At 66.5% G+C, this 19,423-nt stretch carries 20 protein-coding genes and 1 pseudogene; 16 read left to right on the top strand and 5 right to left on the bottom strand.

The window, feature by feature from the left end; all coding sequences use genetic code 11:
* The first annotated feature begins 190 nt into the window (after positions 1-190).
* Together sdhC and AC5Y49_RS22255 are read left to right on the top strand one after the other, a co-directional pair.
* A complete protein-coding gene (gene sdhC / locus AC5Y49_RS22250) occupies positions 191-529 on the top strand; it encodes a succinate dehydrogenase, cytochrome b556 subunit (protein ID WP_499891353.1) in 339 nt (112 codons plus the stop codon).
* Positions 526-993, top strand: coding sequence for a succinate dehydrogenase hydrophobic membrane anchor subunit (locus AC5Y49_RS22255; protein ID WP_499891304.1), 468 nt, complete (start codon positions 526-528; stop codon positions 991-993). The genes sdhC and AC5Y49_RS22255 overlap by 4 nt, the downstream gene beginning before the upstream one ends.
* A 47-nt stretch (positions 994-1,040) precedes the next feature.
* Here the strand turns inward: AC5Y49_RS22255 and AC5Y49_RS22260 are convergent, their stop codons facing one another.
* Complete coding sequence (locus AC5Y49_RS22260) at positions 1,041-2,225, bottom strand: RNA-guided endonuclease InsQ/TnpB family protein (protein WP_499891306.1); 1,185 nt, start codon at positions 2,223-2,225, stop codon at positions 1,041-1,043.
* 113 nt (positions 2,226-2,338) lie between these two features.
* Here AC5Y49_RS22260 and sdhA point away from each other — a divergent pair, with 113 nt between their 5' ends.
* Positions 2,339-4,093, top strand: coding sequence for a succinate dehydrogenase flavoprotein subunit (gene sdhA, locus AC5Y49_RS22265; protein WP_499891308.1), 1,755 nt, complete (start codon positions 2,339-2,341; stop codon positions 4,091-4,093).
* Positions 4,093-4,881, top strand: coding sequence for a succinate dehydrogenase iron-sulfur subunit (locus AC5Y49_RS22270; RefSeq protein ID WP_499891310.1), 789 nt, complete (start codon positions 4,093-4,095; stop codon positions 4,879-4,881). The genes sdhA and AC5Y49_RS22270 overlap by 1 nt, the downstream gene beginning before the upstream one ends.
* Before the next feature lie 180 nt (positions 4,882-5,061).
* On the opposite strand, the gene AC5Y49_RS22275 is transcribed toward AC5Y49_RS22270, so the two are convergent.
* Positions 5,062-5,610, bottom strand: coding sequence for a YbhB/YbcL family Raf kinase inhibitor-like protein (locus AC5Y49_RS22275; RefSeq protein ID WP_499891313.1), 549 nt, complete (start codon positions 5,608-5,610; stop codon positions 5,062-5,064).
* 164 nt (positions 5,611-5,774) lie between these two features.
* Here AC5Y49_RS22275 and AC5Y49_RS22280 point away from each other — a divergent pair.
* Together AC5Y49_RS22280 and AC5Y49_RS22285 are read left to right on the top strand one after the other, a co-directional pair.
* Positions 5,775-6,365 (top strand): annotated as a pseudogene (locus AC5Y49_RS22280) (carboxymuconolactone decarboxylase family protein); the annotation flags it as partial.
* 51 nt (positions 6,366-6,416) lie between these two features.
* Positions 6,417-7,178: a helix-turn-helix transcriptional regulator gene (locus tag AC5Y49_RS22285; RefSeq protein ID WP_499891317.1), complete on the top strand. Its 762-nt coding sequence runs from the start codon at positions 6,417-6,419 to the stop codon at positions 7,176-7,178.
* A 58-nt stretch (positions 7,179-7,236) separates the two neighbouring features.
* Here the strand turns inward: AC5Y49_RS22285 and AC5Y49_RS22290 are convergent, their stop codons facing one another.
* Positions 7,237-7,428 carry a hypothetical protein gene (locus AC5Y49_RS22290; protein WP_499891358.1) on the bottom strand — a complete coding sequence of 64 codons (192 nt, stop codon included), beginning with the start codon at positions 7,426-7,428 and terminating at the stop codon, positions 7,237-7,239.
* On the opposite strand from AC5Y49_RS22290, the gene AC5Y49_RS22295 reads away from it, so the two are divergent.
* Both AC5Y49_RS22295 and AC5Y49_RS22300 read left to right on the top strand, forming a co-directional pair.
* Positions 7,342-7,824, top strand: a complete 483-nt coding sequence (locus AC5Y49_RS22295; protein ID WP_499891355.1) for a class I SAM-dependent methyltransferase — start codon at positions 7,342-7,344, stop codon at positions 7,822-7,824. The two genes, AC5Y49_RS22290 and AC5Y49_RS22295, sit on opposite strands and share 87 nt — an antisense overlap.
* Positions 7,812-8,879: an alpha/beta hydrolase gene (locus AC5Y49_RS22300; RefSeq protein ID WP_499891319.1), complete on the top strand. Its 1,068-nt coding sequence runs from the start codon at positions 7,812-7,814 to the stop codon at positions 8,877-8,879. The genes AC5Y49_RS22295 and AC5Y49_RS22300 overlap by 13 nt, the downstream gene beginning before the upstream one ends.
* Here the strand turns inward: AC5Y49_RS22300 and AC5Y49_RS22305 are convergent.
* A complete protein-coding gene (locus AC5Y49_RS22305) occupies positions 8,851-9,753 on the bottom strand; it encodes a sigma-70 family RNA polymerase sigma factor (protein WP_499891323.1) in 903 nt (300 codons plus the stop codon). The genes AC5Y49_RS22300 and AC5Y49_RS22305 overlap by 29 nt on opposite strands.
* Before the next feature lie 68 nt (positions 9,754-9,821).
* Here AC5Y49_RS22305 and AC5Y49_RS22310 point away from each other — a divergent pair, with 68 nt between their 5' ends.
* The 3 genes from AC5Y49_RS22310 to AC5Y49_RS22320 all read left to right on the top strand — a co-directional run bounded on the left by AC5Y49_RS22310 (position 9,822) and on the right by AC5Y49_RS22320 (position 13,084).
* Positions 9,822-10,415 carry a TetR/AcrR family transcriptional regulator gene (locus AC5Y49_RS22310; RefSeq protein WP_499891324.1) on the top strand — a complete coding sequence of 198 codons (594 nt, stop codon included), beginning with the start codon at positions 9,822-9,824 and terminating at the stop codon, positions 10,413-10,415.
* Positions 10,415-11,653: a nucleotide disphospho-sugar-binding domain-containing protein gene (locus AC5Y49_RS22315; protein ID WP_499891326.1), complete on the top strand. Its 1,239-nt coding sequence runs from the start codon at positions 10,415-10,417 to the stop codon at positions 11,651-11,653. Before AC5Y49_RS22310 ends, AC5Y49_RS22315 begins: the two co-directional genes overlap by 1 nt.
* A gap of 81 nt (positions 11,654-11,734) precedes the next feature.
* A complete protein-coding gene (locus tag AC5Y49_RS22320; protein WP_499891328.1) occupies positions 11,735-13,084 on the top strand; it encodes an aspartate aminotransferase family protein in 1,350 nt (449 codons plus the stop codon).
* A 112-nt stretch (positions 13,085-13,196) separates the two neighbouring features.
* Here the strand turns inward: AC5Y49_RS22320 and AC5Y49_RS22325 are convergent, their stop codons facing one another.
* Positions 13,197-14,903: a transposase gene (locus tag AC5Y49_RS22325; RefSeq protein WP_499891330.1), complete on the bottom strand. Its 1,707-nt coding sequence runs from the start codon at positions 14,901-14,903 to the stop codon at positions 13,197-13,199.
* Positions 14,904-14,993: 90 nt separating this feature from the next.
* Here AC5Y49_RS22325 and AC5Y49_RS22330 point away from each other — a divergent pair, with 90 nt between their 5' ends.
* The 5 genes from AC5Y49_RS22330 to nagA form a co-directional block, all read left to right on the top strand.
* Positions 14,994-15,164 (top strand): hypothetical protein, encoded by a 171-nt coding sequence (locus AC5Y49_RS22330; protein WP_499891331.1) that lies wholly within the window; start codon positions 14,994-14,996, stop codon positions 15,162-15,164.
* Between the two features lie 99 nt (positions 15,165-15,263).
* Positions 15,264-15,440: a hypothetical protein gene (locus tag AC5Y49_RS22335; protein ID WP_499891333.1), complete on the top strand. Its 177-nt coding sequence runs from the start codon at positions 15,264-15,266 to the stop codon at positions 15,438-15,440.
* Positions 15,441-15,522: 82 nt separating this feature from the next.
* Entirely contained in the window at positions 15,523-16,749 is a 1,227-nt protein-coding gene (gene dacB1, locus AC5Y49_RS22340; protein ID WP_499891335.1) for a D-alanyl-D-alanine carboxypeptidase DacB1, read from the top strand.
* Positions 16,750-16,878: 129 nt separating this feature from the next.
* On the top strand, positions 16,879-18,300 hold the full coding sequence (locus AC5Y49_RS22345) for a sugar porter family MFS transporter (protein WP_499891357.1): 1,422 nt from the start codon (positions 16,879-16,881) through the stop codon (positions 18,298-18,300).
* Positions 18,291-19,423 (top strand): N-acetylglucosamine-6-phosphate deacetylase (gene nagA, locus AC5Y49_RS22350; RefSeq protein ID WP_499891337.1); only part of this gene is annotated, 1,133 nt, incomplete at its 3' end. The genes AC5Y49_RS22345 and nagA, both read left to right, overlap by 10 nt.

Below are 19,423 nucleotides of genomic sequence, written 5' to 3' on the forward strand. Positions count from 1 at the left end.
CCATAAATGGGTTTAGAGTCCACCCGACGGCCCATCAATTCACTGGTGGCCGTCTCAAGCGCGGCGAAGCCGGGCCGCGGCGGGTCGACACGAGATTCCGGAGGCGGTGATGACGACGGCGACATCCTCGACAGTCCAAGGATCGCGCGTTCGGCCGCTGCGCCGAAGTCTGTATCGCGGCGATCCGGGTATGTGGTCGTGGGTGCTGCACCGCATCACCGGCGCCACGATCTTCTTCTTCCTGTTCGTGCACGTGCTGGACACCGCGCTGGTCCGGGTGGCGCCGCAGACCTACAACGAGGTCATCGAGACCTATAAGACCCCGATCGTGGGCCTGATGGAGCTGGGTCTGGTGGCCGCCGTGCTCTACCACGCGCTCAACGGCATCCGGGTCATTCTGATCGACTTCTGGTGGCAGGGCGCCCGCTATCAGCGGCTGATGCTGTGGGCCATCGCGATCATCTGGTTGCTGGTCATGGTTCCGGCGACGGTGGTGGTCGCCATCCACATGTGGGGGCGGTTCGGATGAGCACACCTGATCTTCAGCTGGGCCGTGGCCAGTTCGCCCCGGTGCGCCAGCGCAGCCAGGACCGCCCCGCCGGCTTGGACAATCCGCGGGCGCCGCGCCGCCGGGCCGGGATGCCCAACTTCGAGAAGTACGCCTGGCTGTTCATGCGAATGTCTGGTCTCGTCCTTGTATTTCTTGCGCTCGGGCACCTGTTCGTGATGTTGATGTGGGACGACGGCGTCTATCGCATCGACTTCAACTACGTCGCCCAGCGCTGGGCGTCGCCGTTCTGGCAGACCTGGGATCTGCTGTTGTTGTGGCTGGCACAGCTGCACGGCGGCAACGGCCTGCGCACGATCATCGACGACTACACCCGCAAGGATTCCACCCGGTTCTGGCTGAACACGCTGCTGGCGTTGTCGATGATCTTCACGCTGGTGCTGGGGACTTACGTGCTGCTGACCTTCGACCCAAACATCTCTTGACGTCCTCCCCAGACTCAAGTCCCGAGATTCCAACCCGTCCCACCTACTTAGGCAGCAGGAGAGCTGAGTTGAGGTTCACAGTTCACAGACCGCCTAACGGCGAGGTCTCCCTGTGCTGGCACCGCCCGCCCGGCGGCGATGTTGCGAGCCGCGTTCACATCGGCGTTGCACGGGCCCGCATTGCAGGCCACACACGCGAAGACCGCTTGGCTCTTGCGGTTTTCGGGCGCGATGTGCCCACAGACGGAGCATCGTTGCGACGTGTACGCAGCCGGGACCCGTTCAAGGCGCCCCGCAGCTTTGTGGTCGAGCCGGGCAACCAGCCGACCCCACCCTTGACAACTGATTGCGCGGTTAAGCCCCCGCTTCTGCGCGACCCGAATACCCGGGCGTTCCACGGTGCCCCGCGCGGAACGCGTCATCGCCCGAACATCAAGGTCTTCCACCCGAATCGTGTCAAACCGGCGCGCCAAATCGGTGGTGGTCTTTTCCACCCAGTCGCGTCGTCGGTCGGTTTCGTGCGCTTTGAGTCCGGCGATGGCCAGTTTGGTGCGGGCTCGGCGGTTGGAGCCACGCTGGGCGCGCGAGAGGCGTTGCTGCAGCCGGCGCAGCCGGGTCTCTTCACCGGGGGTCAGGCCAGGGGCGTGCAGCAGCTCGCCCGTGGACAGTGCCGCCGAGACCACCACCCCGCGATCAACGCCGACCACGCTCCCATCGCCCGGTCCCGGGATCGGCTCGGGGATCTGCGCGAAGGCGACATGCCAGCGCCCGGCCCGATCCCGCGTGATGCGATAGGACTTCACGCCCTTCGGAACAGTCCGGCTCCGGCGAAAGCGAACCCAGCCGATCTTCGGCACCCATACGTGCCCATAACGCCGATTCACCTTCGCAATATGGCCAGGTTTTACTCCGACTTGTCGGAAGCCTTCATGCATGCCGGCCTTGCGCCACGACGGGCGCCGGTGCGTGCCAGCGAAGAAGTTGCGCATGGCCTGCGCAAAGTCGCGCAGCGCTTGCTGTTGCACAGTCTGCGATCCGGCCGCCAACCAGTCGTATTCACCGCGGGCCTCGGTCAACTGCGCGCACTGCTCGTTATACCCAGGAGCGCGACGTCCCGGCTGCCACAACTGCTGCTGCTCCACCGCCAGGTTCCACACGAACCGGGCGTGGCGGCAATGCTCCACCAACACCACCTGCTGAGCCGGCGTTGGCAGCAACCGAAATCGAGACATACCCGCAAGGTAGCCACCGCCACCGACAACAACAGAAAAACCACACGCGCGCAGGCCGGAATCGGCGTTCCTCCCTGGCATCAATACCGGGGTTTGTTGGCGAAGGAAACCCGATGATTCAAGAACATCGATACGACGTGGTGATCGTCGGCGCCGGCGGCGCCGGCATGCGAGCGGCGGTGGAAGCGGGTCCACGCGTTCGGACTGCCGTGCTGACCAAGCTCTATCCCACCCGCAGCCACACCGGCGCCGCCCAGGGCGGAATGTGCGCGGCGCTGGCCAACGTCGAAGACGACAACTGGGAATGGCACACCTTCGACACCGTCAAGGGCGGCGACTACCTCGCCGACCAGGACGCAGTCGAGATCATGTGCAAAGAAGCCATCGACGCGGTGCTCGACCTCGAGAAGATGGGGATGCCGTTCAACCGCACCCCCGAGGGCCGCATCGACCAACGCCGATTCGGCGGCCACACCCGCGATCACGGCAAGGCCCCGGTGCGCCGGTCCTGCTATGCCGCTGACCGCACCGGCCACATGATCCTGCAGACGCTGTATCAGAACTGCGTCAAGCACGACGTGCAGTTTTTCAACGAGTTCTACGTGCTCGACCTGGCGCTCACCCAAACCCCGAAGGGGCCGGTCACCACCGGGGTCATCGCCTATGAGTTGGCCACCGGCGAGATTCACGTGTTCCACGCCAAGGCCGTCGTGATCGCCACCGGCGGCTCGGGGCGGATGTACAAGACCACCTCGAATGCGCACACCCTGACCGGCGACGGCATCGGCATCGTGTTCCGCAAGGGACTTCCGTTGGAGGACATGGAGTTTCACCAGTTCCACCCGACCGGCCTGGCCGGGCTGGGCATCCTGATCTCCGAGGCCGTGCGCGGCGAGGGTGGCCGGCTGCTCAACGGCGAAGGTGAGCGGTTCATGGAGCGCTACGCGCCGACGATCGTCGACCTGGCGCCGCGCGACATCGTCGCCCGCTCAATGGTGCTCGAGGTGCTGGAGGGCCGCGGTGCCGGGCCCAACAAGGACTACGTCTACATCGACGTGCGTCACCTGGGCGAGGACGTGCTGGAAGCCAAGCTGCCCGACATCACCGAATTCGCCCGCACCTATTTGGGTGTGGACCCGGTCAACGAGCTGGTGCCGGTCTATCCGACCTGTCATTACGTGATGGGCGGCATTCCGACCACGGTCACCGGGCAGGTGCTGCGGGACAACACCACTACCGTGCCGGGGCTGTATGCGGCGGGCGAGTGCGCCTGCGTGTCGGTGCACGGCGCCAACCGGCTGGGCACCAATTCGCTGTTGGATATCAACGTCTTTGGACGCCGGGCCGGGATTGCCGCCGCCAACTACGCGGCCGGCCACGACTTTGTCGAGCTGCCGCCGGAGCCCGCGGCGATGGTCGTCAACTGGGTTTCGGACATCCTCTCCGAACACGGCAACGAGCGCGTCGCCGATATCCGCGGCGCGTTGCAGCAGACCATGGACAACAACGCCGCGGTGTTCCGCACCGAGGAAACGCTGAAGCAGGCGCTCACCGACATCCACGCATTGAAAGAGCGGTATTCCCGAATCACGGTGCACGACAAGGGGAAACGATTCAACAGCGACTTGCTGGAGGCCATCGAGCTGGGATTCTTGCTGGAACTGGCCGAAGTCACCGTGGTGGGCGCATTGAATCGCAAGGAATCCCGCGGCGGGCACGCCCGCGAGGACTACCCCAACCGCGACGACACCAACTACATGCGTCACACCATGGCCTACAAGCAGGGTAGCGAGCTGCTGTCCGATATCCGGCTGGATTTCAAGCCGGTGGCGCAGACCCGCTACGAGCCCAAGGAACGGAAGTACTGATGTCGTCAGACGAGGTTGTCGAGACCCCGGAAGCCGGTGACCCGCCGTTGCCGCCGGTTCCCGACGGCGCGGTGATGGTGACGCTGAAGATCGCCCGGTTCAATCCGGAAAACCTGGACGCTGCCGGCTGGCAGAGCTTTCGGGTGCCGTGCCTGCCCAGTGACCGGCTGCTGAACCTGCTGATCTACGTCAAGAGTTACCTCGACGGCACACTGACGTTCCGGCGCTCCTGCGCGCATGGGGTGTGCGGTTCCGACGCGATGCGGATCAACGGCCACAACCGGCTGGCCTGCAAGGTGCTGATGCGTGACCTGCTGCCCAAGAAGCCGAGTAAGCAACTGACCATCACCATCGAGCCGATCCGCGGGCTGCCCGTCGAGAAGGACTTGGTGGTCGACATGGAGCCGTTCTTCGACGCCTATCGCGCGGTCAAGCCCTACCTGATCACCAGCGGCAACCCGCCGACCCGCGAGCGAATCCAAAGCCAGACCGACCGGGCCCGCTACGACGACACCACCAAGTGCATCCTGTGCGCGGCCTGCACCACCAGCTGCCCGGTGTTTTGGCATGAGGGTTCGTATTTCGGGCCGGCCGCGATCGTCAATGCGCACCGCTTCATCTTCGACAGCCGCGACGAGGCCGCCGCTGAGCGCCTCGACATCCTCAACGAGGTCGACGGGGTGTGGCGCTGCCGTACCACGTTCAACTGCACCGAGGCCTGCCCGCGCGGCATCGAGGTGACCAAGGCCATTCAAGAGGTCAAGCGCGCGCTGATGTTCGCGCGTTAGCGCTTACCCCTCTTGCCTCTTGCGCGAGCGTGCGTGTCCCCGGTTATCAGCCCGGCGTGTCGGCCGGGATCACGCACGCTCGCGGCAACGGTGGCTTTCCTGCCGCGAGCTGCTGTCGTTGAGGTTGCGCGTAGGGCTGTGATTCCGCGAAATCCACGACCCTGGACGCAATCTCAATACTCACGAGCTGAAAAGGCCGACCGTGCGGGCATCGGAGATGGTCGCATCCGCGATCGTCCGGGTCGCTTCTGCCGCTGACGTTGTCGGCGCCACCGTCAAAGGCTTGCTCACCGCGTACAGCTGGAAGCGATAGTGGTGCACACCGGCGCCGGCCGGTGGGCATGGACCGAAATACTCCGGCTTACCAGCGGAATTCAGGCTCACCGTCGCTCGTTGAGGCAAGACGCCTTCTCGAATTTCGGTAGTCGCGGGCGGGATGGCGGTGACCACCCAGTGCACGTAGCGCCCGGCAGGGGCGTCGGGGTCATCGACCACCAGCGCCAGCGACTCGGTGCCGGCCGGCACGTTCTCCCAGCGCAGCGGTGGAGGGACGTTACGGCCCTTGCAAGAGTATTCGCCAGGGATGGGCGTGTTGTCGGCGAACGCGGGACTGGTCAGAATGAACTCCCCAGGCGCGCCGGGCGGCGACGACGGCGGGTTCACCGCGGCGCCACCGCACCCTAGGAGGGTGAGACAAAGCACTGCCAAAGTGGCGATAGCCAGTCTCATAGGCGTGTGTATACGCGTCTCCGGTCAAGCCGTAAAGCTGTCACACCTTCATGCGCTGACGTTGCTGCCGCGAGCGTGCGTGTCCCCGGTAATCAACCCGGCGTGTCGGCCGGGGACACGCACGCTCGCGGCAATTGGGGGGCTTGTCACACTTTCGCGGGGTGTCTCGTCTGACGGGTATGACACAGAAAACTCGCATCGAACCGCTGCCGCCGAAGAAGGCCCCGCTGTGGGCCCGCGCCGCCTACCGCTATGCCAAGCGGCGCTTTGGCGAGGTCCCCGAGCCGTTTACCGTTGCCGCGCATCACCCGCGGGTGTTGGCCGCCAACGCCGTACACGAGTCCATGCTGCAGTCAGCGTCCCGCAAACTGCCCGCCAGTGTGCGCGAGCTGGCCGTCTTTTGGACCGCCCGCACCATCGGCTGCTCGTGGTGCGTGGATTTCGGGTCCATGCTGCAGCGCCTCGACGGCCTTGACGTCGAACGGCTGAAAGACATCGACAATTACGCGACGTCGCCGCGCTACACCGACGACGAGCGCGCCGCCATCGCCTACGCTGACGCGATGACCACCGACCCGCACACGATCACCGACGAGCAGGTCGCCGACCTGCGGACCCGCTTCGGGGATGCCGGCGTGGTCGAGTTGAGCTACCAGATCGGTGTGGAAAACATGCGGGCCCGGATGTATTCGGCGCTGGGCATCACCGAGCAGGGCTTCAATTCCGGTGACGCCTGCCGGGTTCCGTGGGCCTAGCCGCGATCACAAGCACGGCGCAGTCGTGGCTGTCAGCGCTACAGTTGCGCAATGCGGGTTAGGGACCTCGGGTCGGGTCGGCTCATGGTTGCCGGCGCGTTCTCCGATCTTGCGATCCACCATCACCCGGCAGTTCAAGTCACGCTCGGTGGACGGGGTGCCTTAACGGTTAGCCATGCCGACGACGCGCATGCCGTGTGCCGGCTGGTTGTGATCGGCAGCGGTGCACGCCACGCCGTGCGGTCGGATTCGGAATCCGGGGCGATGACGCTGTATTTCGGGCTGCAAACACCGCAGGGCATTGCGCTGAACGCGCTGAGCCGTTGCCGCGGCCACCGAGGTGTTTGGATCGTCGACGACGGACAGCGACTGGCCGAGGCGACAACTGCGGCGCTGGACGCGAGTGGCGCGCACGCCGCGGCGGATTTCCTTGTGGATCAGCTTTGCGGAATGGACGACCGAAGCTCCGGCCGGCCGAGATCCGTTCACCCTCAGCTACGACAAGCAATTGAAGTCGTGTCGAGCCAAGTACCGAACCACATCGACGTGGCGTCGGTCGCGGGCGCGGTAGCGCTGTCGCCCGATTACCTCGGCCGGCTGTGCAAGCAGCAGACCGGCGTCTCGCTCTCGGCCGCGATCCGGTGGGAGCGCCTGGTGACCGCCGTGCGCTATCTCCTTGATGGTCGCTCCGTCACCGACGCTGCCCACCTGGCCGGGTTCGCCGACGGGTCGCACGCCAACAGGGTGTGCTGGGAGATGACCGGGGCCGCCCCACGTGACTTCGCACACGCGGAGCGAGAAACCCGGATCTGACGGATCCATACAAGCGTTCCCCGGGGGTTAACCGCAGGCTTGAGGCATGCCGGTGATGTCACGCTCCGAACGTGCCTTCTGCTGCGGCGCGCTCTGGCGTTGCAGCAGCGCAGCGATCGCGCGTGAGCTGGGTGGCCAACGACTGGGCCACGAAGTTCTGGAAATCGGCGCCGGCAGTGGATCTGTTGCCCAGCAGCTTTTGTCGAGGAAACCCGGCCTTGCTCTGACGACGATAGATATCGACCCACACATGACGCGGGCCACCGCCGCGCGGCTGCACGGATTCACCAAAGCGACGGTGAAAACGGCCGACGCCACCGCGATGCCGTTCCCCGACGCTTCTTTCGACTCCGTCGTCAGCTGCCTGCGGCTGCACCACATCGTCGACTGGGAACGCGCGGTCGCCGAGGTTGCACGCGTGTTGCGGCGGGGCGGAATCTTCGTCGGCTACGACCTGGTCCGCACGCCTCTGGCGAGGCTGTTTCACAGTTTGGACGGCTCACCGCATCGGCTGATCGTGCTTGACGACTTCCAGACCGAGTGTGCGCGACATGGGCTCGACCTCAGCCTGCAGTCCCGACTACTCGGCCACGTAATGCGGTTCGTCGCTGTTAAGGGAATGGAGGAATTGCCATGGCAGCACTAGGTATCCGCGTTCGGGCCACCGTGTTCCGTGGCGTCTTCGCGTTGCCCAAGCCGGTCCGCCGGTTATTGGCCGGCCCGCCGGTGCGGATCGACGGACAGGAGCAGGCGCTCGAAGCGCAGCTGATGATCAGGCTCAAAAACCTGTCTGGCTCAGACGTTTTCACCGACCCCATCGATAAGGCCCGTATGCGATACGACGGCCTCCCACACCTCGTCGGGTATCAATCGCCGGAACCCATCGCGTCGCGGGAGATCATCATCCCCGCCGGACACGGCCGCATCCCGGCCACCCTGTATATCCCCGCGAAGGTGCCCGAGCCGTCGGGGCTGCTGGTGTATTACCACGGCGGCGGATTCTCGGTCGGCTCCCGGATAAGCCACGACCCGGTCGCCCGTTACCTGGCAAGCCAGGCCGGCGTGCGCGTGCTGTCCGTCGAGTACCGGCGCGCGCCAGAGGACCCCTTCCCCGCCGCCGTCGACGACGCGATCACCGCCTTCGAATACGCATGCCAGCACGCCACCGATCTGGGCGCCCATCGCGACCGCATCGCGGTCGGCGGCGACAGCGCCGGCGGCAATCTCGCCGCGGTGACCGCGCAGCAGGCGGTGCGACGAGGCGGTCCGGTCCCGGCGTTTCAGCTGCTGATGTATGCCCCGACGGACCTGAGCACACGCTGGCCTTCGCGCGACCTGTTCAACCAAAGCTCGACCTTCACCGACCAGAATTTGCGTTGGGCGCTGGCCAACTATGTACCGCCGGGAACCGATCGCAGCGACCCGCGACTGTCACCACTACACGGCGAGGTCCACAACTTGCCGCCCGCCTATATCGCCAGCGCCGGTTTCGATCCGCTCCGGGACGAGGGCGAGGCATACGCGGACAAACTGCGGACCGGCGGAGTTCCGGTAGCGCTGAGCCGCCAGGCTGATCTACCCCACGCCTACCTCAACTTCGTGGGCATCGGAGGTCGGTTCGTCGAAGCCGCCGCGGAGGCCGCTGAAGCGCTCAAACTCGGCCTTGCCGTTGCTAACCAGCCCGCAACGGAGAGCCGGTGAACTTGTCAGGGTTGGCGATATCCCAGATGGCACACACCTTCCCCGCACGCACCGTCATCGCGGTGACGCGCGGCATCATCGCCTGATAGCCGTCCTCACCCGAGGAGCCCGAGGTGTAGGCGCCCAGCTCGCCGTTGACCAGCGCCAGCTGGTTGGCGGTGACGAAGGCGGGTCCATAGCGTTGCGCGAGACCCAACACGAAACGCGCCACCTTGTCCGGTCCGTGGATGACCCGGGCGGCGGTCGGCGCCCTGCGGTTGGAGTCGCCGGTAAATGTCACGTCCGGATGCAGCAGGGCGACGGTGGCGGCCAGGTCGCCGGCGGCGATCGCCGCCATCAACTTGCCCACCACCTCGTTGTGGGTGGTGTCCGGCTTCGGTGGCGGCGAGTCGGCCACTGCCCGGCGCGCCCGCGATGCCAACTGTCGCGCGGCGGCCTCGCTGGTTCCCAGCACGTCGGCGACCTCGCCAAACGGCACCGCGAACCCGTCGTGCAACACGAACGCCACCCGCTGGTCGGGCCTCAGCCGCTCCAGCACCACCATCGCCGCGAACCGGGCGTCCTCGTTGGCCACCACCGTTGACAGCGGATCGGCGTCGTCGAATCCGGTCACCACCGGCTCTGGCAACCATTCGCCCACGTAGCTTTCCCGCCGGTGCGCCGCCGAGCGCAGTCGGTCCAGCGCGAGGCGGCTGACCACGGTCGTCAACCAGGCCCGCAGGTCCGCGATCTCGGCATCGGTGCCCTCCCAGCGCAACCAGGCCTCTTGCACCATGTCCTCGGCGTCGGCGAATGTGCCGGTCAGCCGGTAGGCAACGGTCAGCAAATGCGGCCGTAAGGCCTCGAATTCGGTGACGTCTGAAGCCGTCGTCATTGCTTCAGCTTAAGTTCGCCCGCCACCAAAGCACCCACCGGAGCAATTTTCGCGTTAGTATCATTAACATGAAAAGGGCTCGGCCCTATCGGATGACCGCTCGGGCGGCCGCTGCGGCCCAAACCGCCGACAACATCCTGATCGCGACCAAGGAGCTGGTAGCGGTTAAGGCGTTCGCCGATATCACCCTGGCCGACATCGCCGCGCGTTCCGGGGTGACGGTGCAGACCATCCTGCGCCGGTTCGGTGACAAGGATTCCGTGTTCGCCGCTGCCGTAGCCCACTTCGCTGCCGAAGTCCACGCCCGGCGCGGCGACGCGGTCCCCAACAACCTCGATGACATCGTCACCAACCTGATCGGGCACTACGAAGAGTGGGGGCCGTTGATGCTCAAGATGCTCGGCGAGCACACCGCCTCCCCTGCCGTCGGCGACGCCCTGGCGGCCGGAAAGCAGTATCACCGCGACTGGTGCCAAGCAGTGTTTTCCGACGCGCTGGCCCGGCTCGGCGAGCCGAGACGATCGCGGCGGCTGGCGCAGCTGGTTGCAATTTGCGATCTACGCACCTGGGAACTGCTGCGCATCGACTCCAGTCTGAACTGCGAGGAAACCATCGCCGCGCTGCAAGAGATGCTCGAACCACTTACGACGAAAGAGCCGTAATGGCAACTATTTTGGCGTACACCTCGCCCGCGTTGGGCCATTTGTACCCGATCTGCGCGTTGCTGACCGAACTCCGCGAACGCGGTCACCGCGTCGTGTTGCGCACTCTGGCCGCCGGCGTGCTCACCGGCCGCCGAGCCGGATTCGCCACCGAGGCCATCGACTCACGCATCGAAGACATCGTGATGTCCGACTGGCGGGCTCCCAATCAGCGGGCGGCATTGACACTGGCCTGCGCCACCTTCTCCGAGCGCGCGGCACATGAGATCGGCGACCTGCGTGGCGCGATCGATACCGTTGCGCCGGATGCGTTGATCATCGACACCAACTGCTGGGGCGCCGCCGCGGTCGCCGACGCCGGGGACGTGCCTTGGCTCACGTTCTGGCCCTACACCCCGTTTCTGGGATCCCGCGATGTGCCGCCATTCGGACCGGGCCTGCGGCCGTGGCCCGGCCTGGCCGGCCGGATACGCAATGCGGCGCTGCGCCCGATTGTGCTCGGTGCGGTGGAAAAGGCGATGTTAGGTCCGCTCAACAAGGTTCGCGGCGACGCGGGTGCCGCCCCGGTCGGTTCTGCCGACGAGTTCGCCCGGCGCGCGCCGCTGGTCCTGGTCGCCACTGGCGAGCCGTTCGAATATCCGCACCCGGATTGGGGTGGCTCAGTCCAGCTGATCGGTCCCTGCGACTTTGACCCCGCAGCTGAGCCGACGCCATGGCTCGACGACATCGACTCACCCGTCGTGCTGGTCACCAACTCCTCGGAACGCCAAGACGATGCCGCGCTGGCGCTCACGGCCCTCGAAGCGCTGGCCGATCAGCCTGTGCACGTCGTCGCCACGTTGCCTACCGGCGTCCCGAACGGAATCACGCCGCCGCGCAACGCCACCGTCAAAGCGTTCGTGCCGCACGGCGCGGTGTTGGATCGGGCGGTCTGCGCGGTCACCCACGGCGGTATGGGGACCACGCAGAAGGCGCTTGTGCGCGGTGTGCCGGTTTGCGTCGTGCCGCATGGCCGCGACCAGTTCGAGGTGGCTCGACGCGTCGAGGTCTCCCGCAGCGGAACCCGCCTTGCTGCCCGGCGGCTAAGCCCGAAACGGTTGAAATACAAGGTGTTGCAGGCGATGTCGATGACCGAGGGCGCACGACATGTGGCGGACGGATTCTCGGCCACCGGCGGCGTCGGCTACGGCGCTGACCTCATCGAGCGCCGGCTGCTTGGCCAACGCGCGCCGGCCTAGGCGTCGGCAGTCGGCGCCGAGCGTAACGCCGCTGATAATTCAAGCGCCCGAAAGCGCCGTGGCGTTACGCTCGCGGTCAACATGAGCGAGAATCTGTCAGCCAAGGCCGAACGGCATCTATGGGGTCACTTCGCCCGGCATGGACCCGGCATCACAGCGCCGATCATCACCCGCGGCGACGGCGTCACGATCTGGGACGACCGCGGCAAGAGCTATCTCGACGGCCTGTCCGGGCTGTTCACCGTGCAGGTCGGACACGGCCGCGTCGAACTCGCCGACGCGGCCGCGGCGCAGGCCGGCACGCTGGCGTACTTTCCGCTGTGGTCCTACGCCACGCCGCCGGCTATCGAGCTCGCCGAACGGCTGGCGCACTACGCGCCCGGCGACCTGAATCGGGTGTTCTTCACCACCGGTGGCGGCGAGGCGGTGGAAACCGCGTGGAAACTGGCCAAGCAGTACTTCAAGCTCACCGGCAAACCCGGGAAGTACAAAGCGATTTCGCGGTCCGTGGCCTACCACGGCACCCCGCAGGGCGCGCTGGCCATCACCGGGGTACCGGAGTTCAAGACCCCGTTCGAGCCACTGGTACCGGGCGCGGTGAAAGTGCCCAACACGAACTTCTACCGCGCAGCTGAACCGTTCGACGCCGACGCCAAAGCCTTCGGGCGGTGGGCCGCCGACCGGATCGCCGAGGCGATCGAGTTCGAGGGCCCCGACACCGTCGCCGCGGTGTTCCTCGAACCGGTGCAAAACGCCGGCGGCAGCATCCCGCCGCCGCCCGGCTATTTCGAGCGGGTCCGGGAGATCTGCGATGACTACGACGTGCTGCTGGTCTCCGACGAAGTGATCTGTGCCTTCGGCCGCATCGGATCGATGTTCGCCTGTGACGATTTCGGCTACGTGCCCGACCTGATCACCTGCGCCAAGGGGATGACGTCGGGGTACTCGCCGATCGGCGCGATGATCGCCGGCGACCGACTGTTCGAGCCATTCGACGACGCGGCGACGATGTTCCCGCACGGCTACACCTTCGGTGGCCATCCGGTCTCGGCCGCTGTCGCATTGGCCAACCTCGACATCTTCGAACGTGAGGGCCTGACCGATCGCGTCAAACACTACACAGCCGACCTGCGCACCACCCTGGAGCGGCTTTACGACCTGCCGATCGTCGGCGATATCCGCGGCGAGGGCTACTTCTACTCGATCGAATTGGTCAAAGACCAGACGACCAAACAGACCTTCAGCGCCGAGGAACGCCAGCGGTTGCTGCCCAAGCTGTCCGCGGCGATCTACGACGGCGGGCTGTACTGCCGCATCGACAACCGCGGCGACCCGGCGATCCAGTTGGCGCCGCCACTGATCTGCGGCCCAGCCGAATTCGACACCATCGAATCGATTCTGCGCAGTGCGCTCACGGAGAGTCATCTCTAGTCTCGCGAAAGTGCAACTACCGACGTATTTCTCGAGGAACCGGGCTGTTTCGAAATTGCCTGAGGTTGGTGTGGCGGGCGAGGTAGGTGTGGGGAGCTAGGGCTGGCCGCGTTCAGGCCGGGGTTGGTGTGGGGATGGCGGTGGTGATGGCTTTCATGATGTTGTGTACCAGGGCGTGGAAGTTGAATTCGGCTGCGGCTCTGTCGATTCCGCGGCTGGTGAAGCGTCGGAATCCGAGGTTGTGTTTGGCGTGGGCGAACGGGGTTTCGGCGATATGGCTGCGCTGCTTGTAGGTGTCGTGTCCTTCGGGAGTGCGTAGCCGGTGGGCCATCGCCTCGATCGGGGTGGCATCGGGCGGAGGTGGCCCAGCGGCGGGATCTTGGCGGGCGGCCAGGGCCAGGTCGCGGCTCTTGCCGACCGCGATCAGCCGGTCAGGGCCGGGCATCGTGAGGTTATCGATGCTCAGGTAGCCGGCATCGGCCAGCACTACCCCGATCCCGGCTGTGGCTCCGGCGATGTGAGGGGCGTGGGTGTCGATGAGCGCGGCGGCGGCGGTGGTCTTGTCGATGATGGTGGCAAATGCGGTGGCGTCGCTGGGGTTGTTGCCGACGCTGGTGGCGATGATCAACCCGTCGCTGCTGGTGGCGGCCTGGCAGTTGTAGCCCTGTAGCCAGCCTCCGCCGCGCAGCGGCATCATCCGTGATTGTGGATCGGTGATATTGCGTTTGGGGCTAGCTGCGGCCGCTGCGCCGCCCTGCGCGCTCTCAGCCTCGGCATTGGCTGCGGCGGCCTGCTCGGCGGCGGCGCGGTCGGCGATCGCCCGGTCCAGGGCAGCCTGCTTGCGTTTGACGAAGACATTGTCTTCGACCGGACCGGGAGTATGCCCACCGCGGAATGGGCGGGCCGCCCAGGCGTCGTTGCGGGCCTGCACGCGGGCCTTCTCCTGGGCCACACTCTCGGTGAGGACCTCGACGCGGATCTCTGCGGGTGGCGGGCCGGCCCGAAGGCCGCGGGCGCGCCGGTCCCGGTAGTCGGCCAACAGCGTCTGGCGTTTGGCCGCACGGTCGGCTTCGCGCTGGCGCCGGCGCTCCTGCACCCCCTGGCGGTCGGCCCCACCCGCGGCACTACCGGCCTTGAGCTCGGCGAGCGCCTCGGCGATACGCGCGGCCCGGGTTCGGGGATCGACCAGATCGGCGGGCAGCTCATCACCACGACGATCCGGCCCGTACAAAACATCCTCGGCGGCATCGGCGGCGGCGTGCTCAGCCGCGGCGGCCGCGGCGATTTCGCGGGCCTTGTCCGCGTCGATCGCGGCCTGTTCGGCAGCCGCCTTGACCAGCCCGTCTTCGGTGCGGTTGGCCGATATCGAAGCGTTGGAGGCGATTTTGACCGAATCGATGGCCACCACCCCCAACTGACCCATCCCCAACCGCGCGCACAACCCCAGCACCGAAGCGAACAACTCCTCACAGGCCGCCGCAGCCTGGGCACGAAACCGCGCAATCGTCACATGATCTGGGCCATCACCGGCGCAAATGATCCGAAAGGCCACATCACGATGACACATCCGCTCGATCACCCGCGACGACCGCACCCCCTGAGCCCACGCCCAAACCAGTAACGTCAACAACATCTCCGGGTCATAGCCAGCCCGACCCGCGCCACCGGTGCGCCGCGTGGCGTGCAAGCCAGACGTATCCAACCCCGCCACCACCCTGATCACCAGCCACACCGGATCGGATTCAGGCAACCAATCCCGCATGTTCTCCGGCAACAAAAACTGCTGATCACGCTCCACTGGTCGATACCCTTTGGCCACCAACCCATCTAAACGACATCCACCACCACACCCGGTAGGACATGCCGCCCTAACCCTCAATTTCGAAACAGCCCGGAACAGCGTCGGTAGTTGCACTTTCGCGGCAAGATTATCGACCCGGTCCGCTGGCAGCCACCACCGGTCGACCCGCTTCCCGACATGCCAACGCCGAGCATCACAGTCGTCCCGCTGCCCGGCAATGGACCCGAGGACGTCGTCGCCGACGCCGACTGGCGGATCTGGACGGCGATGGTCGCCTAGGCCAATACCGCGCTGGAATGGCTGCTGCCGCGCCCGCCGATCCTGCGCAAGATCGCGTGGCGACTGCCCGAGCGCCTGCAACCACGGATCAAACCCGAGGTGTGGGCCGTCGCGTTCGACCCGGACGGCGGTGCGCCCGTCGCCGGCCTACGTACCAGCCATCCCCACTTCGGCGTCGTCACCGGCCTTGTCGAAAGCGCCGGCAAGCTATGGATGGGCACGATTGACTTCCCGGCCGTCGCGCACGTCGAACTTGCGGCGGCCGGCGCCCGCTGAACCTGGCTTTTTGACTTCTGCAACATCAGTCACAGCGCGGCTCCGCTGAATCGGGCCGCCGATCGCCTACCCTGCACACACGATGGTCTTCCTACGTTCCGCATCGTGCCTGGCAGCAGCGGTTTTCTTGGCCGCGGTGCCGAGCCTTCCCGCCGCCGTGGCCGAACCCGACGCGGCGCCGGACGCGTGCCGCTACAAGGTGTCCACCCCGCCGGCGGTGGATTCGTCGGAAGTGCCCCGGGCCGGTGATCCGCCGCTTCCGCTGCCGGTGCCCCCGTCGCCAGTCGGCGGCAACGCGCTGGCCGGCTGCGGTGTCATCGCCGCGCCGGACACGCCACCGGTGCCCGACGACATCTCCGCCGAGGCGTGGGTGGTGGCCGACCTGGACAGCGGCGCCATCATCGCCGCCCGCGACCCCCACGGCCGCCACCGACCGGCCAGCGTCATCAAGGTGCTGGTCGCGATGGCATCGCTCAACGAACTCAACCTCAACAAGACCGTCGACGGCACCCCGGAGGACGCCGCCGCAGAGGGCACCAAGGTGGGCGTCGCGCCCGGCGGCACCTACACCGTCAACCAGCTCTTGCACGGGCTGCTCATGCATTCCGGCAACGACGCCGCCCACGCGCTGGCCGTGCAGCTGGGCGGCATGCAGGTCGCCCTGGAGAAGATCAACACGCTGGCCGCCAAGCTCGGCGGGCGCGACACCCGCGTCGCGACGCCGTCCGGATTGGACGGGCCCGGCATGAGCACATCCGCCTACGACATCGGCCTGTTCTACCGGTATGCCTGGGAGAACCCGACATTCGCCGGCATCGTCGCGACACCGACCTTCGACTTCCCCGGCCACGGCGATGCCCCTGGTTATCAGCTGGAGAACGACAACCAGTTGCTCGCACACTATCCAGGCGCCCTGGGCGGCAAAACCGGCTACACCGACGACGCCGGCCAGACGTTCGTAGGTGCGGCCAACCGGGACGGTCGCCGGCTGATGGCCGTACTGCTGCACGGCACCCGTCAGCCGATTGCGCCGTGGCAACAGGCCGCACATCTACTGGACTACGGGTTCGCCACTTCCCCGGGCACTCGGGTGGGAACGCTGATCGAGCCGGACCCGGCGCTGGTGGCAGCCAAACCCGTCACCGATGCCGATGGCGACGGCCTCGCCGCCCGCGCCGCCGCCGCTATCGTGCCGCCCGCCGACGCGCTGCCGGTGCGAGTCGGCGTGGCGGTCATCGGCACCATCATCGTGTTCGGCTTGATCATGGTCGCGCGCTCGCTGAACCGCAGGCCGCAGCGCGAATTCTGAACACCCAGCGCATACCACATGGCGTGCCGCGGGGCCGGTGCATGCCCCGCCATTTCATAACGGCGCGCGCCGCCTAACGTGGGAGGGCGTATGCCAATGCCACGTGCACGAATCAGCAAACGGACGAGAATGGGCCGCGCCAATCAGGCGCAGCTGTCGCGACGAGCGCTGCTGGTCGGCGTCACCGCGGCGAGTGTGGGCCTGATCTGCGGCTATGACCTGTCCAACATCGCCGGCGCGCTGCTCTACATCACCGACGGCTTTCACCTCAGCACCCACCAGCAGGAGCTGGTCACCACGGCGGTGGTCATCGGCCAGATCATCGGCGCGGCGGGAGGCGGGCCCCTGGCCAATGCGGCCGGACGGAAGAAGTCGCTTACCCTGGCCACCGCCGCCTACGCGGTGCTGGCGGTACTGGGAGCGATGTCGTCGTCGATGCCGATGCTGCTGGGCGCGCGGCTGCTCTTGGGCCTGACCATCGGGCTGTCCATGGTGGTGGCACCGGTATTCGTCGCCGAATCCACGCCGGCAGCCGTCCGCGGCTCCATGCTGGTCGCCTACCAGGTGGCAACCGTCATCGGCATCATCCTCGGTTACGTGGCGGCCTACCTGCTGTCCGGCTCGCAGAGTTGGCGATTGATGCTGGGCCTGGCCGCCCTGCCCGCCGTGCTGGCGCTGCTGCTGTTGCATCGATTGCCCGACACCGCGCGCTGGTACATGCTCAAGGGCCGCACCGCTGACGCGCGCCGGGCGCTGCAGCGGATCGAACCGGACCGCGACGTCGAGCAGGAGCTCGCCGAAATCGGCCGCGCGCTTCGCGAAGAACGCGAAGAAAGCGGCGGCGTAGTCGCCGAGATGTTGCGCCGGCCGTATCTGCGGGCCACCGTCTTCCTGGTCGGGCTCGGCTTTTTCATCCAGATCACCGGCGTCAACGCCATCATCTGCTACGGCCCGCGGCTGTTCGAGGCGATGGGCTTCCGGGGCAGCTTCGCGCTGCTGCTGTTGCCGGCACTGGTTCAGGTCGCCGCCCTGGCAGCGGTAATCGTTTCGCTGCTGCTCGTCGACCGGTTGGGTCGCCGGCCGATTCTGTTGACCGGCATCGCCACGATGATCGTCGCTGACGTGATCCTGGTCGTCGTCTTCGCCGTGAGTTCCGACTCCTACGATGCGCTCACGTTGTTCGGGTTCATCGGGGTACTGATCTTCATGGTCGGCTTCACATTCGGCTTCGGCGCACTGGTATCGGTATATGCGGGTGAGAGCATGCCGTCGCGGCTGCGGTCGCTTGGGTCCAGCGCCATGCTCACCGCAGATTTGGTAGCCAATGCGGTCGTTGCCGGCGCTTTCCTGTCCATGCTGAATTCGTTGGGCGGCGCCGGAACCTTCGCGGTGTTCGGTGTTTTGGCGGTCGCAAGCTTCGGCTTCGTTTACCGGTTTGCGCCCGAGACCAAGGGCAAGCAGTTGGAGGACATCCGGCACTTCTGGGAGAACGGCGGCAGCTGGCCCGAGGAGTTACCTACCACCGCGCCACATGCGCCGTCATGGCTCTAATCACGGCCGGCACAGTCGTTCTCGAACAGCGGGTCTGTCGTCCCGGGTGGCTGGAAACGTCGGGTGATCGGATTCTGGGCTGCGGCGCCGGCCCTCCGCCCCGGCCGGCCGACGTCAACCTGCCGAGCGCGATCGTGGTTCCGGGATTTGTCGACATGCATGTGCACGGCGGCGGCGGCGCGAGCTACACCGACGCCGACAGCGCAGACATTGTGCGGGCGGCGGCATTTCATCGCCGGCATGGCACCACCACGACATTGGCGAGTCTGGTCACCGGCTCCCCCGCTCATCTGCGCAACGCGGTGGGGGCACTGACCGAAGCGACACAGGCCGGCATCGTGGCCGGCATCCACTTGGAGGGCCCCTGGCTGAGCCCGGGGCGGTGCGGCGCGCACGATCCTCAGCAGATGCGCGACCCAGAGCCCGCTGAGATCGACGCCCTGCTGGCGGCCGGTGACGGGGCGATCCGGATGGTCACGGTGGCACCGGAACGGCACGGAAGCGACGACGCGATTGTCCGCTTTATCGACGCGGGAGTCGTTGTGGCTGTGGGACATACCGATGCGAGCTACGACCAGACCCGGGACGCCATCGCTCTTGGTGCGACGGTCGGCACCCATCTGTTCAACGGTATGCGGCCGCTGCACCACCGCGACCCCGGACCAGCGCTCGCGCTGCTACAGGATCCGCGGGTGGCCGTCGAGTTGATCGCAGACGGCGCTCACGTCCACCCCGCAGTGCTGTCGACGGTGTTCGCGACGGCAGGACCTGATCGGGTGGCGCTGGTCACCGATGCTATTTCGGCGGCCGGGATCGGTGATGGCGAATTTCGGCTCGGGACAATGGATGTTGATGTCGTCTCGACGGTGCCACGCGTGCGGGGAACGTCGACCATCGCGGGCAGCACCGCGACCATGGATCAACTGTTTCGGGCGGCGGCCGCCGATGCGGGCCTGCCCGCTGCGGTGCAGATGACATCGGCGACCCCGGCGCGCGCGCTCGGGCTGAATGACGTCGGGGCGCTCTGCACCGGCCGCAAAGCCAACCTTGTAGTGCTGGACAGTGATCTCGCGGTGACCGCCGTGATGGCCAGCGGTGAATGGCTCGCACCCACGGTATTGCG

The organism is Mycobacterium sp. NGS62, assembly GCF_059812285.1.